The 13,750-nt window shown below is 72.5% G+C and carries 12 protein-coding genes; 6 read left to right on the top strand and 6 right to left on the bottom strand.

The features are described from left to right. Positions 1 to 152 precede the first annotated feature (152 nt). Together ACGFML_RS22055 and ACGFML_RS22050 are read right to left on the bottom strand one after the other, a co-directional pair. Entirely contained in the window at positions 153 to 1,439 is a 1,287-nt protein-coding gene (locus ACGFML_RS22055; RefSeq protein WP_393546106.1) for a sensor histidine kinase, read from the bottom strand. Then, positions 1,436 to 2,254 (bottom strand): hypothetical protein, encoded by an 819-nt coding sequence (locus ACGFML_RS22050; RefSeq protein ID WP_393546104.1) that lies wholly within the window; start codon positions 2,252 to 2,254, stop codon positions 1,436 to 1,438. Before ACGFML_RS22050 ends, ACGFML_RS22055 begins: the two co-directional genes overlap by 4 nt. A 249-nt stretch (positions 2,255 to 2,503) precedes the next feature. Here ACGFML_RS22050 and ACGFML_RS22045 point away from each other — a divergent pair, with 249 nt between their 5' ends. Continuing rightward, a complete protein-coding gene (locus tag ACGFML_RS22045; RefSeq protein WP_393546102.1) occupies positions 2,504 to 2,833 on the top strand; it encodes a hypothetical protein in 330 nt (109 codons plus the stop codon). Here the strand turns inward: ACGFML_RS22045 and ACGFML_RS22040 are convergent. Beyond that, positions 2,770 to 3,738, bottom strand: a complete 969-nt coding sequence (locus tag ACGFML_RS22040; RefSeq protein ID WP_393546100.1) for an isocitrate lyase/phosphoenolpyruvate mutase family protein — start codon at positions 3,736 to 3,738, stop codon at positions 2,770 to 2,772. The two genes, ACGFML_RS22045 and ACGFML_RS22040, sit on opposite strands and share 64 nt — an antisense overlap. Before the next feature lie 64 nt (positions 3,739 to 3,802). On the opposite strand from ACGFML_RS22040, the gene ACGFML_RS22035 reads away from it, so the two are divergent. Together ACGFML_RS22035 and ACGFML_RS22030 are read left to right on the top strand one after the other, a co-directional pair. Then, complete coding sequence (locus tag ACGFML_RS22035) at positions 3,803 to 4,555, top strand: helix-turn-helix domain-containing protein (RefSeq protein ID WP_393546098.1); 753 nt, start codon at positions 3,803 to 3,805, stop codon at positions 4,553 to 4,555. Between the two features lie 170 nt (positions 4,556 to 4,725). Further along, entirely contained in the window at positions 4,726 to 5,553 is an 828-nt protein-coding gene (locus ACGFML_RS22030; protein ID WP_393546097.1) for an ATP-grasp domain-containing protein, read from the top strand. On the opposite strand, the gene ACGFML_RS22025 is transcribed toward ACGFML_RS22030, so the two are convergent. Together ACGFML_RS22025 and ACGFML_RS22020 are read right to left on the bottom strand one after the other, a co-directional pair. Continuing rightward, positions 5,550 to 7,004 (bottom strand): glycosyltransferase family 39 protein, encoded by a 1,455-nt coding sequence (locus ACGFML_RS22025; RefSeq protein ID WP_393546095.1) that lies wholly within the window; start codon positions 7,002 to 7,004, stop codon positions 5,550 to 5,552. The genes ACGFML_RS22030 and ACGFML_RS22025 overlap by 4 nt on opposite strands. 196 nt (positions 7,005 to 7,200) lie before the next feature. Then, the gene (locus ACGFML_RS22020) at positions 7,201 to 10,146 is read right to left on the bottom strand and encodes a D-alanyl-D-alanine carboxypeptidase (protein ID WP_393546093.1); all 2,946 of its coding nucleotides are present in this window, start codon (positions 10,144 to 10,146) and stop codon (positions 7,201 to 7,203) included. A 191-nt stretch (positions 10,147 to 10,337) separates the two neighbouring features. Between ACGFML_RS22020 and ACGFML_RS22015 the strand changes: the two genes are divergently transcribed. From ACGFML_RS22015 to ACGFML_RS22005, 3 genes are all read left to right on the top strand, one after another. Next, positions 10,338 to 11,093 (top strand): GPP34 family phosphoprotein, encoded by a 756-nt coding sequence (locus ACGFML_RS22015; RefSeq protein ID WP_393546091.1) that lies wholly within the window; start codon positions 10,338 to 10,340, stop codon positions 11,091 to 11,093. 242 nt (positions 11,094 to 11,335) lie between these two features. Further along, positions 11,336 to 12,202: a helix-turn-helix domain-containing protein gene (locus ACGFML_RS22010; protein ID WP_393546089.1), complete on the top strand. Its 867-nt coding sequence runs from the start codon at positions 11,336 to 11,338 to the stop codon at positions 12,200 to 12,202. Between the two features lie 217 nt (positions 12,203 to 12,419). Beyond that, positions 12,420 to 12,629 (top strand): DUF397 domain-containing protein, encoded by a 210-nt coding sequence (locus ACGFML_RS22005; RefSeq protein ID WP_393546087.1) that lies wholly within the window; start codon positions 12,420 to 12,422, stop codon positions 12,627 to 12,629. Between the two features lie 119 nt (positions 12,630 to 12,748). Here the strand turns inward: ACGFML_RS22005 and ACGFML_RS22000 are convergent, their stop codons facing one another. Further along, complete coding sequence (locus tag ACGFML_RS22000; RefSeq protein WP_393546085.1) at positions 12,749 to 13,681, bottom strand: hypothetical protein; 933 nt, start codon at positions 13,679 to 13,681, stop codon at positions 12,749 to 12,751. Between the last annotated feature and the right edge of the window lie 69 nt (positions 13,682 to 13,750).

Here is a 13,750-nt window from a genome sequence, read left to right as displayed (position 1 = left end):
GGCGGCCACCGGCGATCCCCGGTGAACAACCTGTGATCAACGGCGACCATCGGCGACCATCGGCGAACCTGTGACCGTCTCGTCAGCGGCCATCAGGGGGTGCCGGGGGCTGTCAGGGGCCGTCAGGGGCTGTCAGGGGCTGTCAGGGGCTGTCAGGGACCCAACTCCGGGGGGCGCGGCAGGTGAATCGTCGTGCGGGCGCCGCCGTCGGGGGCGTTGGCGAAGCGCAGATCGATGCCGAGGACGGCGGCCTGGCCGGTCGCGATGGTCAGGCCGAGACCGTGCCCCTTGCCGCGGTCGGGGGCGTCGGTACGGAAGCGCTGCGGGCCGTGGTGCAGCAGCTCGTCGGGGTAGCCCGGCCCGTGATCGCGCACCTCGACGGCCAGGGTGTGGTCGGGCGATGCGCTGACGGTGACCACGACCGGGGGCCGGCCGTGCCGGTGGGCGTTGATGACGAGGTTGGTGACGATGCGGTCCAGGCGGCGGCGGTCCGTCTCGACGACCGCATCCCCCTCGGCGTCGGCGCTGATCCGCACCTCGGTGTCCAGGCCGGTGGCGCGCACCACTCGGGTGACCAGCACGTCGAGTTCGCAGGCGGCGAGGTCGGCGTGCTCGGTGCCGGAGTCCAGCCGGGAGATCTCCAGCAGGTCCTCGGTCAGCCGGTGCAGCGCCCGCAGTCGGTCGTTGATCATCTCCTTCGGGCGCCCCTCCGGCAGCAGTTCGGCCGAGGCGAGGATGCCGGTCAGCGGCGTCCGCAGTTCATGGGCGACGTCGGCGGTGAAGCGCTGTTCGGCCTGGAGGCGACTCTGCAGGGACCCGGCCACCGAGTCGAGCGCCGCGGCCACCGCCGCCACCTCGTCGTGGCCCGCGGGGCCGCGCCGCCGCTTCCAGCCCCGGCTGGTGCCGACCCGCGCGTCGAGATCGCCGGCGGTGATGCGGCGGGCAACCGCCGCGGTCGTGCCGAGCCGCCGGCTGATGCGGTGGGCGAGGAAGAGCCCGGCGAGTGCGACGGCCGCGGCGGCCAGGACGGCCGAGCCGAGGATCGCCGTATCGAGCGAGTCCAGGGACCGCCGGGTGCTCCCGTACGGCGACCACACGGCCAGGATCTGATCGCCCGCGGGCGCCGCCGCCCACATCACCGACCGCCCGCGATATGTCCCGACCATGCTGCCCCGATCTCCTCGGCGCACCAACTCGCGCAACTGCGGCGGCAGTTCGGAGGGGTCGAGGACGGAGTTGATGCCCTCGCGGGAGGTGCCGTACTCGAAGAGGACGAGCGCGGTGTCGAGGTCCGTACGCGTCTCCTTGCGGACCTGGCCGACGGTCTGCCGGGCCACCGCGTTGTGCACGAGCACCCCGAGGACGGCCGCGACCGCACAGCACACCGCCGTCACGGTCAGCGCGATCTTCCAACGGAGGGACACCGAAGGACGCCTCACGAACCCGCCCCGGGCGACGACGCAGAGGCGGGGGACGGCACGGAGGCGGGAGCGGGCACGGAGGCGGGCGACGACACGGAGGCGGAAGCGGGCACGGAGGCGGGCGACGACACGGAGGCGGAAGCGGGCGCGGAGGCGGGCGACGACACGGAGGCGGGAGTGGGCGTCGGGTGCTGCGAGGGGGTCTGCGGGGTCCTGGCGTCGTCGAGGGTGAGATCCCACAGGCCCAGCTCGCCGTTGTCCCAGGTGTAGTCGGTGACGCTGACGTAGCGCGGGTCCTTGGTGGGCTCGCGGATGACGAGGTGCCCCGCCGCCAGCTCGACCCCGGCCAGCACCCCGCGCAGCACCAGCACACGGGTGACGACCTGCTTCTGGACGCTGTAGACGCGCAGCTCGCTGTTCCGAGGATCCAAGTCGACGGCCATGATCAGGTCGGGCTTGCCGTCGGCGGTGAGGTCGTGCAGGACGGGGCGGCGCACGGCCTTCGGGGCGGGCGGGGTGCCGCCGCCCGCGGAGATGTCGGCGTCGAGGACGGTGAGCGGGTCCGCGGCCGCCATGCTGCCGCCGGGAACGCGCGGGAGGCCCGGTACGGGCTTGCGCGCGGCAGGGTTCTCCTCACGGCGGGGCGGGGCGGGCGAATACTCCGGCCACAGGGCGAGCGGGGCCTTGACGTCCCGCGCCCGGCCCTCGCTCTCCGGCCCTTCCACGCCCGCGCACCCCGCGAGCAGGCCGAGGAGCGGGGCCAGGGCGGCAAGGGAGACAAGGGCGGCAAGGGAGGTCAGAGGAGGGCGGGAGCGCCACCGCGACCGCAGCATGGCACCGCCACCCTTCGCCTCCACACCTCACGCAATGCGCCACATACGCCAGCTATGCCCCTTATGGTGCATAGCTTGATATAAGGCATAGCTTGACCAAGCTACCGAAGGTGGCCGCGTCACACGACCTACAGCAGAGATCTTGGTGACTGTTACACAACGTATGGGTCGCCGTTAAGGACGCTCCGTAGCGTAGTGACCGACGCCGCACCCCCAGGGCGGCCCGAGCCGCCCCGACGAGGAGTACCCATGCCGGCCCAGCGCCGCTCCGTGATCCGTACCGTCGCCGTCGCGACCTGCGCGCTGGCCGCGTTGGTGCTTCCCGCCGGGGCCGCCGTCGCCGCCGACTCCACCGCACCCGCGGGCAGCCGGACCCAGATCATGCTGCCGGACAAGGGACTGGCCGGCGTGGCCGAGAGGATCGGGCACCTGCCCAGGGCCGGACTCATCGGCGGGATGGGCGCACTCGGCGCCGCGGGCGTGGGTGTCGCCGTCCTCCGCCGCCGCCACGAGGGCTACCCGGCCCGGTCCGCCCGACCGGCCGGTGCGCGCCGGGAAGGCCGTGCGCAGCGCGCCTGACCCGCCTCCAGCAGCCGCTGAACCTGCGCGTACTCCACCACGCCGGCACCGCCCGGCTCCCCGGACTGCCCCTCTCCCGACCGCACCGACTCCGCCGCCGCGAGGGCGGCCCCCAGGGCCGTACGGAAGAGCAACGAGCCGGTGCTGATACGGCGTACGCCGAGATCCGCCAGACGGCTGACGGTGTGGCGCCCGGGCGCGAAGAGGATGTTCAACGGCGCGGGGACGGCGGACACCAGGGCGGACATCTCGTCGTCCGCCACGACACCCGGCACGAAGATGCCGTCCGCGCCCGCCGCCAGATACGTCTCGGCGCGGTCGAGCGCGGCGGAGAGCGGAGGCGGCGCGTCCACCAGCCAGTGGGTGTCGATCCGGGCGTTGAGGAAGACACCGGGCGCGCGTTCCTTCACCGCGACGATCAACTCGGCCTGCCGGGCGGCGGGTTGCAGCCCTTCGCCACCGGGGAGCCCGTCCTCCAGGTTGATACCGGCCGCTCCGACCGCCGCCAGCTCCGCCACCAGGTCGGCCACCCGGTCGGCCGCCCCGTCCCCGTCACCGCCGTATCCGCCCTCGATGTCGACCGTGTACGGGCACGGCAGCCGGTCCCCGAGCCGCCGCGCCAGAGCCACCGTCGCGTCCCGCACCCCGGCCAGGCCCTGCCCGTCGGGTTCTCCGTGCGCCGCGGCGACACCCAGGCTCGTCGTCCCGACGGCCGGGAACCCGGCGTCGGCGAGCGCGAGGGCCGAGGCGACGTCCCAGGCGTTGGGCAGTACCAGCGGCTCGCCGCCGCGGTGCAGGGCACGGAAGGCGGTGGCCGGGGCGGCGGGGCCCGGCGGGCTCGTACGGCTCAGGCTGTTCGGACGGCTCGGACGGCTCGGACGGCTCGGACGGCTCGGACGGCTCATACGCGAACCGTAGGCGCGGCTCCGTTCGGCCGCCGCCGAAGTGTCACGGCGGACAATGGACCGTATGACACACCCTCCGGCGAACGCCCCGGCCGGCGCCGACGGCCTGGCCCACGGCACCGAGCTCGCCCGGCTGGCCGGACTGCTGGCCGACCGCACCCGGGCCGTGTTCTGCCTGGCGCTGATCGACGGGCGGGCCTGGACGGCCGGCGAGCTGGCGGCCTACGCGCAGGTCGCCCCGTCGACCGCGAGCGAGCACCTGACCCGGCTGACGGAGGGCGGGCTGCTGGTCGAGCACCGCCAGGGCCGCCACCGGTACGTCCGGCTCGCGAGCCCCCGCGTGGCCGAGCTCATCGAGTCCCTGACCGCCCACCTGGACCCGCCCACCGCCCCGCCCCGGGGGCTGCGCGCCGCCGGGGCGTCCGCGGCGCTCGCACGCGGCCGCACCTGCTACGACCATCTGGCCGGGCGGCTCGGCGTGGCCATCACGGACGCCATGACCACACGCGGGCTGGTCGACCAGTCCGGCGGTTTCGCGCTCACCGACGCCGGGCGCGGCTGGCTCACCGACGGCCTGGGGATCGATCCGGCCGCCCTGCGCGCCGGGCGCCGGCCCCAGGCCCGCGGCTGCCTGGACTGGACCGAGCGCCGCCCGCATCTCGCGGGCACGGCCGGTGCCCGGCTCTGCGACCGCCTGCTGGAGCGCCGCTGGGTCCGCCGGATCGGCAGCGGCCGGGCCGTTCGCCTCACGCCGGACGGCGCGGAGGCGCTGCACGAACTGCTCGGCATCGACGGCGCCGCGGCGGGGCTGATGTGACCGGAGGGCCCGGGAAAGGGGAGGCTGTTGCCGGGTGGTCCCCCGTACCGTACGGCCATGACCGAGACACCCGGGAGGTCCGCGCCACGCCGCGACGGGCCCGCGCCCGCCACCCGCACCCTCCGGCGCCCCACCGGCCCCGAAGATCTCGCCCTGGTCGAGCCACCGCAGTGAGCGCCCCCGGCCCCCTCCTGTTGATCTCGGCACAGCGCACCAGCACCGCCCTGCTGCTGACCGAAGCGGCCACCCGGCGCGGCCTGGCGACGGCCGTGCTGACCGGACCGGACGCCGTGCGGACACTGACCGGGCGGGCGGTGCACTGGTACGGCGGCCCGCACCTCGCCGACCGCGTGGCCGGGCCGCTGCGCCTGGGCCTGCTGGAGCCGCCGGACGACTGGCTGGCCCGGCTGCCCCCCTCCCTCCTGCACCGGCGGGTCGAGCTGATGACACACGCGGAGGCGGCCCGGCGCCGCCCCGGCCGCGCCTTCTTCGTCAAACCGCCGAGCGACAAGTCCTTCCCGCCCGGCGTCCATACGGACGGCAAGCAGCTGCCGCCCGCCGCGCCGCGGACCCCCGTGCTGGTCTCGGACGTCGTCTCCTTCGCCGCCGAGTACCGGCTGTTCCTCCTGGACGGCACCCTCACCGCGGCCACCCGCTACGCCGTCCACGGACGCCTGGACCCGGCGCCGCTGCCCGCGGACCCGCTCGCGCCGGATGTCCGCGCCTTCGCCGCCCGGCTGGCCGAGCACGCCCCGCTCCCCACCGCGGCCACGGTCGACGTGGGACTGCTGGACGACGGCCGCTGGGCGGTCGTGGAGGCCAACATGCCGTGGTTCGCGCACAGTTACGCCGCCGACCCGGACGGCGTACTGGAGGTGGTACGACGCGCCGCGGGCCCCCTCGCCCGCGTGGCGGACGGCGACCGGCGCTATCTGCGCCCGGCCCCGGGGGCGACGCCCCACGGGGACGCCTCCTGCCGCCTCGGGGACACCTCCTAGGGAGCCGTCCCCCGGCCCGTCCGGCACGCCCCCGGCCGCGCGTAGCGGGTGATCCGGGCCCCGTGCACCTCGGCGCTGGCGCAGACCTCGAACGCGTGGCGCAGGGTGGTGCGTTTGGCGATCTCCTGGTCGGTGAGGTCGGCCGGCTGTCCGTCCGGGTCACCGGCGACGATGATGCGCCGGGTGGCGAGTATCCGGTCGCGGATGGTGTCGCCGGAGCGCTCGGTGCCGTAGAGCGTGCGGGAGTCCACCGGGCTCTTGGCCAGGGCGAGATCGGTCAGACCGCGGAACGCGTGCGGCTGCGGCGCGAGCCAGATGCGGCGCCGGGCGGGCAGGAACAGCAGTCCGTCCCCGGGCGCGGCCATCTCGCGTACGGTGCGGCCGATCGCGGCGACGTCGTCGACCCGGCTTTCCGGGCTGCGCAGATGGACGTCGACGGGCAGCAGCGCGACCACCACGAGCGCCGGTACGGCCGTCCACCACAGCCGCCGCGCGCGGGTCTGGCCCTGTTCGCCCGCCGGCCGCAGCAGTCGGGCCAGCGCGGCGCCGGCGAGGAGGGCGAAGCCGGCGACGTAGTAGAGGACATAGCGGTCGACGTAGGCCGGTTCGGCGTAGGAGAGGAAGAACAGGAACAGAGTGGGGAGCAGGAGCAGCGGCAGACCGAGGGCACGCAGGCCGATCGGGCCGCGCGAGCGCACCCGCACCCGCGCACAGCCGGCGCCCACCACCGCCAGCACCGCGAACGTCAACAGCTGTACGGGGTCCGGCCACATGAGCCAGCCGAGCTGCGACGCCTGACGGGTGCTGAAGACGGCGAGCGGGGCGAGTGCGGCCAGCACGGCGGCGGCGGCGAGCGTCCAGGCGCGCCGCACCCGGCGGGGCAGACGTGCCACGACGACGGCGGCGCCGTGGGCGGGCAGCGCCAGCGCGGCGAACTCGTGCAGCAGGCAGGCGCACAGCATCAGGGCCGCGTAGGTGCACCACCGTCGGCGGCACGGGTCGGCGGTGGCCGACACCAGGGCGTACGTCGCCCAGACGACCAGCGCGCAGACCATCGCGTAGGAGCGGCCCTCCTGCGCGTACTGCTGCACGACGGGGACGAGGGCGAAGGCGACGCCGGCGAACAGGCCCGCGCGGCGCCCCACCAGGCGGTGTCCCAGCAGGGCGACGCCGGCAGCGGCGGCGGTCATGGCGGCGACGGAGGGCAGCCGCAGGCCGGCCACCGCGCCGAGGGCGCCGCCCAGGGACGCGTCGAAGGCGGCGAACCAGAGATGCATCAGCGCGTAGTAGAGGCCGTGGACGACATCGACGTGCTGCAGCGTCGGCCACAGATCGGCGAGGGCGCGGTGCGCCATGTCGTAAGTGACCGCCTCGTCGCGCCATATGGCGTCCTGGCGGCGGATCCCCCAGGCCCCCAGGAGCAGTATCAGTGCGGCGGGCGTCAGTACCACCGCTCCCGGTGCCGCCCAGGTACCACGGGCGGCCAGGGCGGACGCGAACGTCGTCTGCTCTGCTTGCGCTGCGTCGATGACGGGCTCCGGTGATTCGTACGGCCGCCCGGGACGGGGAGGAGCGGGCGCCGGGGGGCTCGCAAGACTAACGGGGCTCCCGGACCCCACGTGGGATCCGGGAGCCCCGCCGCGCAGTTCAGCCGATCCGCGTCAGCTTCGACCCGAACGTCGGCTCGACGAGGTCCTTCTGCAGGGCCACCGGCACCTTCTGCGCACTCTGCCCGTTGCCGACCGTCAGCACACCGACCTCGGTGCCGGCCTTGGCGGTGTGCGGGACGGTCCTGTCGCCGCCGATGCTCAACTTCAGCTTCTGGCCCGAAACTCCGGCCGCCTTGAGGTCCTTGGTGGCGACGACCGGCGTCTGCCCGCCCAGGCCGTCGTCGACGTAGCCGACGATCTGGCCCCTCTTCACCGCCGTGGCCGAGGTCAGCGCGTTGCGTACCGTCTCGATGACCTTCTTGCTGTTGTCCTTGACCATGGTGAGGCTGTTGGAGGCGTTGGGATCCAGACCCTTGAAGTGCTGGTCCATCATCGTGCCGAGGATCATCCGGTCCTTGCCGCCCACGGTTTTGTAGGCCGCCCAGGACAGCGTGCCGCCGGCCGCTGTGCTGGAACCGGTCTTGATGCCCTTGATGCTCAGCCCGGCCAGCAGCAGATTGTCATTGTTGTTGTTGATCCGCCCCGGCAGGCCGTGGATCTCGGCATTGGTCATGGCCACGATCGGCCGGAAGGCATCGAACTTCATGACGGCCTCGGCCAGCTTGAGCTGGTCGACGGCGGTGCTCACGGTCTTGGGGTCCAGGCCGCTGGGGTCGGTGTAGGTGGTCTTCTTCATGCCCAGGTCCTTGGCGGCATCGTTCATCTTCTTGACGAACGCCGCCACATTGTCGGACTTGCTGTCCCAACGGGCCAGCAGCCGGGCGATGTTGTTGCCGGACGGGATCATCAGCATCTTGAGCATGTCCTGCTCGCTGAACCGCTGCCCCGCCTTGAGCCCCTCGATCCGCGACTCGTCCGTGGAACCGCCCTCGGCCACCGCCGTGGCGTCGACCTCGATGTCCGGGCCCTTGTCGTCCTTCTTGAGCGGGTGGCCCTTGAGGATGACGTAGGCCGTCATGATCTTGGCGACGCTCGCGGTCGGTACCGGCTTCTGCTCGCCGAACGTCCCCAGCTCGCCGGAGCCCACCACCTTGACCGCCGCCTGCCCCTGCTCGGGCCACGGGATGGTGAGCTTGCCACCCTCGAAGGTGAACGAGGACTTGGCGTCACCAAGGACGAGCGTCGGGTTGGGCAGCGGCCGCACCGCCTGGACGACCACGAAGATGACCGCCAGCAGCACCGCCAGCGGCGTCCAGATCTTGAACCGGCGGACGACCGTGCGCAGCGTGGTCTCGGGCGGCGGCGGGGTGTTGGTGAGACTGGCCAGGAGGTCGAGCGGCGGCAGCGGCTGCTGCCGGGTCCGCTCGGACTCGGGCAGCGCGCCGGACTCCTCGCGCGGCGGGGCCGGGGCGGCGGCAGTGGCGGCCGGCGCCTCGGGGGGCAGCGCCCCGGGACCCTTGGCGGGGGCCTTGTCGGGCGTCTTGTCGGGGGCCTTGGCAGGTGCCTTGGCAGGTGCCTTATCGGGGGCCTTGGCGGGGGCCTTGGCGGAGGTACGGGCGGGGGTACGGTCCGCCGTCTTCCCGAGGGACTTCTCCGCCGCACCGTCGTCCGTCGACTTCAGCGCCACGAACTGGCTGGTCCGCTCAGCATCCCGCTCCGTGCGCTTGGGCTGCTCCTTGCCCTTGGGGGCGGCCTTGGCGTCGGTCGCGCCCTTCGCGTCGGTCGGGGCCTTCGCGTCGGTCGGGGCCTTGCCCTTGTCGCCGGCCTTGCCGTCGCCCTTGGGACCGGCCTTGCCGTCGCCCTTGGGACCGGCCTTGGCCTCGGCCTTGTCGCCCCCCTTGGCACCGGACGTGTCCTTGGCACCACCGGGCGGCGTGATCTTGAACGCGGTGGTGGGCTGGTCCACCGCCCTCTCGCCGGCCGCACCCTTCCCCTTGGGCTTCGCGATGGCAAACGTCCGGGTCGCGTCATCGACGGGCGCCTCATCGGCCGCCGCCTCGCCGCCGCCCTTGCCCTTCCCGGGGTCGACCGTCTTGAACACGGCCGTGGGCTGATCCACGGGCTTGGAATCGCCCTTGGACTTGGCCTTGGGCTCGACCTTGGCCTTGGAATCGGACTCACCCTTGGACTCACCCTTGGGCTCGGCCTTGGGCTCGGCCTTGGGCTCGGCAGGGCGGTCGCCCTCGGCAGCCGCCTCCGGCTCCGCCTCGGCGTCCTCCGTCGCCGCCGGCGCGGCAGTCTTGGCGTCGGCCTTCGCCGCGCCCTCGGCGCCCTTCGGGTCCGCTTCGGCGTCGGCCTCGATCTTGCCCTCGGCCTTGGTGTCGGCCGGAGCCTCGACGTCGGCCTTGCCCTGGGCCTTGGCCTCAGTCCTGGCCCGGCCAGGAGCCTCCGACTCCGCCTCCGCCTCGGATTCAGATTCGGACTCGGGCTCGGATTCGGACTCGGATTCGGCGCCGGTCCCCGGCTCGCCCTCACCGTTCCCCGGCTCGCCCTCACCGTCGGCCTCCGCCGCCGGCTCGACCTCCGCATCCGCCTCCGCGCCGCTGCCGCCCGCGTCACCCTTGTCCGCGACCCAGGCCGCCACAGCGGCCCGCAGGCGGTCATCGCCGCCCTTGGCGCCACCGTTCCCCGCCGCGGCCTCCTGCGGCACCTCAGGGCTCGCCGGGGAGTCGGCCCCGGCCACCGGCTCGTCGGGCGCCTCCGCCCCGTCGGCCTCGGCCGTGTCCGCCGCTCCCGAAGACTTCGCGGACGAAGGCTTCGCGGACGACTTCGCAGCGGGCTTCGCGGGACCCCCGCCCGACTTCGCCGCCGCAGCCCTGTCCGCCGCTTCCGAGTCCCCACGGAAGACGGACAGGCGCGGATCGCGTTCGCTCCCCGCCGTCTTGCCCGACGACTGCTTCTTGTCCGACTTGTCGGGGGACTCGCCCGCCACCGATGTCTCCTTCACTACGTCGCCCTGCTCCACCACAGCCAGTGTTCCCAAGTGTCCTGTGTCCGCGCGGCGCCATCTCGCCGCCACGCGAACCGGCTACGCACCGTGCCCCACGGAATATGTTGCCGACGCGCTAGACGAGAACGACATACCTGCCGGTTCCCTACCGAACCACCCACGCACCCTCGACAGATGAATGTGAGAGGGGTCACCCTGTCATTCATCCACGCGGGGAGGCATGGATGGGCAGGAGCCGCAGAACAATTCCGGAGGAGCTTCTGCTGCTCGCTTTGGACCCGACCACGGGCACCACAGCGCAGCCGCAGTCGCTCGACCTCGGCCTGGCCGGGGCCCAGCTAGTAGAGCTGGCTCTGGCAGGACGGATAGCCCCAGACGGGGATCGTATCGCCGTGGTGATGTCACGGCCGACAGGAGATCCGACTCTGGACTCCGCGCTCGAACTGCTGCGCCGACGCGGCAGTCCGGTGCGCGCGGTCCACTGGATCGGCGGGCCCCGACTGGGGCTGCGCCAGACGTATCTCACGCATCTGGAACGGTGCGGCATGGTGCATGCCGTGGCAGGCCAGATGTGCGGGGTGCTGCCGACGACGCGCTACCAAGCGACGGAGACGGCCATCAGCCGGGAAATCAGGGCCCGGCTGGACAACGCGATCCGCACCGGCGTACCACCGGACCCGCGGACCGCGGCGCTCGCCGCACTGGCCCACGCGGTCGGACTCGGCAAGCACCTCTACCCGGGGAACGAAGGGCGCTCATCACGCTCCCGCCTCCGGGATCTGATCCGGCACGACCCGATGGGCGGGCTGGTCGCACACGCCGTCATGGATGTGCAGAACGGCGCCGTGGCACAGCCCCGTAGGGCACAGGCCGCGGGACCGGCATCCGTACGACAGCCGGCCCGGGCCACGGAGCCGGCGGGCATGCCGGCGCAGTCGCGGCACGGTCACGGCAGCATGGCCCGCGTCGGCGCCCGCTGACGCGGTAGGGCAGCACCACACGCACCCTCAACATCCGTATCCCTTTGTCCCGCAGATCCGTTCGGGAGCCGCGGCAAGAACGCGTGGGGTGGCGGACCGGCCGTTCTGGACGACGGCCGGACCGCCACCCCACGCGCACGCCCGCTCGCCTTCTGTGTGCATTCGACTGCGCGGCGTGGCAACGAAGTGGCACCCTGCTGGACAGAACACGACAGCAGTACGGAGCCGGAGGTGCACTACCCGTGGCGTCCAACATCAACCCGACCGTCAGGCGACGCCGGCTGGGCCAGGAGCTGCGCAGGCTCCGCGAGGACAAGGGCATGACGGCGGAGCAGGTGGCCGAGCGACTGCTGGTCTCCCAGTCGAAGATCAGCAGGCTCGAGAACGGTCGCCGCAGCATCAGCCAGCGCGATGTCCGTGACCTGTGCGGGGTCTACGAAGTGGACGATCACCGCATAGTCGATTCGCTGATGCAGATGGCCAAGGATTCGCGCCAGCAAGGCTGGTGGCACGCCTTCGGAGACATCCCGTACAGCGTCTACATCGGCCTGGAGACCGAGGCGGCCTCACTGCGGGTCTACGAATCCCTGCTGGTGCCCGGACTGCTGCAGACCCCCGGCTACGCCGAGGCGGTCATCCCCGGCGCCGTCCCCGAGCTGGCGCCGGAGAGTCTGGAGAAGCGCATCCAGGTGCGGATGCGTCGCCAGGAGCGGGTCGACGACCCCAAGCGTCCGCTGCGGCTGTGGGTGGTGCTGGACGAGAGCGCGCTCCGGCGGGTGGTCGGAAGCCACCTGATCATGCGCGAGCAGCTGGAGCACCTGGTCGAGATGAGCAATCTGCCGCAGGTGACGGTGCAAGTGCTGCCGTACGACACGGGCGCGCACGCCGGAATGTCGGGGACGTTCTCCATCCTGGAATTCGATGACGCCTCGGATTCGAGCGTGGTGTACATCGAGGGTGTCACCAGTGATCTGTATTTGGAGAAGACCAACGATGTGCACAAATACACGATCATGTACGAGCACCTTCGCGCACAGGCGCTGAACGCCGACCAGAGCCGGGAGTTCATCGCCGCGGCGGCCAAGGAACACGCGGACGCCATGGGGTGAATGGGGCGGTCGGGGAGCATAGGAAAAATGATGCAGAGGGGGATGGAATACCCCGTTCCGGATAGCCGGATCGCACGGTACACCGGCACCACCCGCCGTGAAAAGAGATCAAGGAATATGACATTCGGAAGGGTGAACGGCTCCTGCGACTCGTGATGTTGGCGCGTAGCGTCAGCAGTACCGAATCCGCGGTAACTCAGAGTGAGTTGGAGTGAAAATGGCTGTGCAGCCCAATTCCGCGTTCTCCTGGACGAAGTCCTCGTACTCCGGTGGCAACGGCGCGTGCGTGGAGATGGCCGTGCCCACCTCGGAAGCCATCGCGGTGCGTGACTCCAAGGACCCCAGCGGTCCGCGCCTCACGTTCGACAACTCCGCCTGGAGCAGCTTCGTGTCGGACGTGGCCGGCGGCTCGTTCGACCTGGCGTGAGCTGAGCCTCATGCACCCCCGTCCGCGCCCGCCCGCGCGGACACGAGCCCTCTCGACTGGATCGCCGTCCCGGCCGAGGGGGCTCGGCCATGCCCGCCCGTGGGGAACCCCCACTCCCCTCAGCGCAGTTCGTCCACATACCGGTCCGTGCCCGGGACGGTCGGCAGGAACGGCGCCACCAGCTCCACCCGGCCCAGGCCGGACGCCGCGACCGCCGCCTCGCGGTCGGCGAAGTGCGCGGCCCACACCGCGCACGGATCGTCCTCCAGGAACCACAACAGGGTCAGCCGGGTGTCGACGCCCTCGACCTGCCGCACGTACGACATCCGGTCGCCCGGCAGCGGGGTGGGCCGGAAGACCGTCACCATCGCCGCAGGTGAGCCCGCCAGCCGCCGCGGCAGGTGTCGGGTGCGCAGCCACTCCAGCAGCTCCGCGCGCCGCTGGGGGCCGTCCGCGTCGATCACCTCCAGCACCAGGCCGGCGTAGGGGTGGTCCAGTGCGTGGAAGTCACGCGGACCGGCCGCGCCGTCCCGATAGACCGTCGCCTCGTGGTCCTGGAAGGCCGTGAAGACATGGGTACGGTCCTGGTGGACCCGCCCGTCGCGGTTGAGGCGTTGGTTGATGCCGACGGTCCACTTCATGTGCTCGTCGTAGCGGCCTTCGGTGAGCCAGTAGGTGGAGAGATAGCAGCCGGCGGTGACCGGCCGGGCGACGGCGGAGTTCTCCGGGGTGCGCAGGAGCTGGAGTTCGCGGGTGGCGACCCAGCGGCGACCCGCGAAGATCCACGGCATGGCCATCGCGCCGGCGATGAAGTGATCGTCCTCGTACCAGCGGTTGTAGGCGTGCTCATGGCCCGGATGCGGCTCGACCATGGTGATCAGCGCATGCCCCGGGCGCACTCCGTAGGGGCCGACGGCGGCCAGTTCGGCGTAGGTCGCACTCGTGGCGGCGTGGGCGTTGCCCTCGATGGTCTCGGCGGGTTCGGCGGTCTCGGCGGTCTCGGCAGGCTCGGCGGGTTCGGTGGGCTCGGTGGGCTCGGTGGGCTCGGTCATGACAGACAGATGTAGCTGACGTTGCGTCAGAACGGGAGGGGGTGTGCACGGCCGGGGAGCGCGCGGCCG

The organism is Streptomyces sp. NPDC048650, from assembly GCF_043199095.1.
Taxonomy (GTDB): domain Bacteria; phylum Actinomycetota; class Actinomycetes; order Streptomycetales; family Streptomycetaceae; genus Streptomyces.
This window is presented reverse-complemented; position numbering and strand designations above follow the sequence as displayed.

What these genes read in the sequence shown, in the direction of transcription:
- ACGFML_RS22050 (WP_393546104.1), bottom strand. Translation starts at nt 2,254, where the DNA reads ATGCTGCGGTCGCGGTGGCGCTCCCGCCCTCCTCTGACCTCCCTTGCC.
- ACGFML_RS22045 (WP_393546102.1), top strand. Translation starts at nt 2,504, where the DNA reads ATGCCGGCCCAGCGCCGCTCCGTGATCCGTACCGTCGCCGTCGCGACC.
- ACGFML_RS22040 (WP_393546100.1), bottom strand. Translation starts at nt 3,738, where the DNA reads ATGAGCCGTCCGAGCCGTCCGAGCCGTCCGAGCCGTCCGAGCCGTCCG.
- ACGFML_RS22035 (WP_393546098.1), top strand. Translation starts at nt 3,803, where the DNA reads ATGACACACCCTCCGGCGAACGCCCCGGCCGGCGCCGACGGCCTGGCC.
- ACGFML_RS22015 (WP_393546091.1), top strand. Translation starts at nt 10,338, where the DNA reads ATGGGCAGGAGCCGCAGAACAATTCCGGAGGAGCTTCTGCTGCTCGCT.
- ACGFML_RS22005 (WP_393546087.1), top strand. Translation starts at nt 12,420, where the DNA reads ATGGCTGTGCAGCCCAATTCCGCGTTCTCCTGGACGAAGTCCTCGTAC.
- ACGFML_RS22000 (WP_393546085.1), bottom strand. Translation starts at nt 13,681, where the DNA reads ATGACCGAGCCCACCGAGCCCACCGAGCCCACCGAACCCGCCGAGCCT.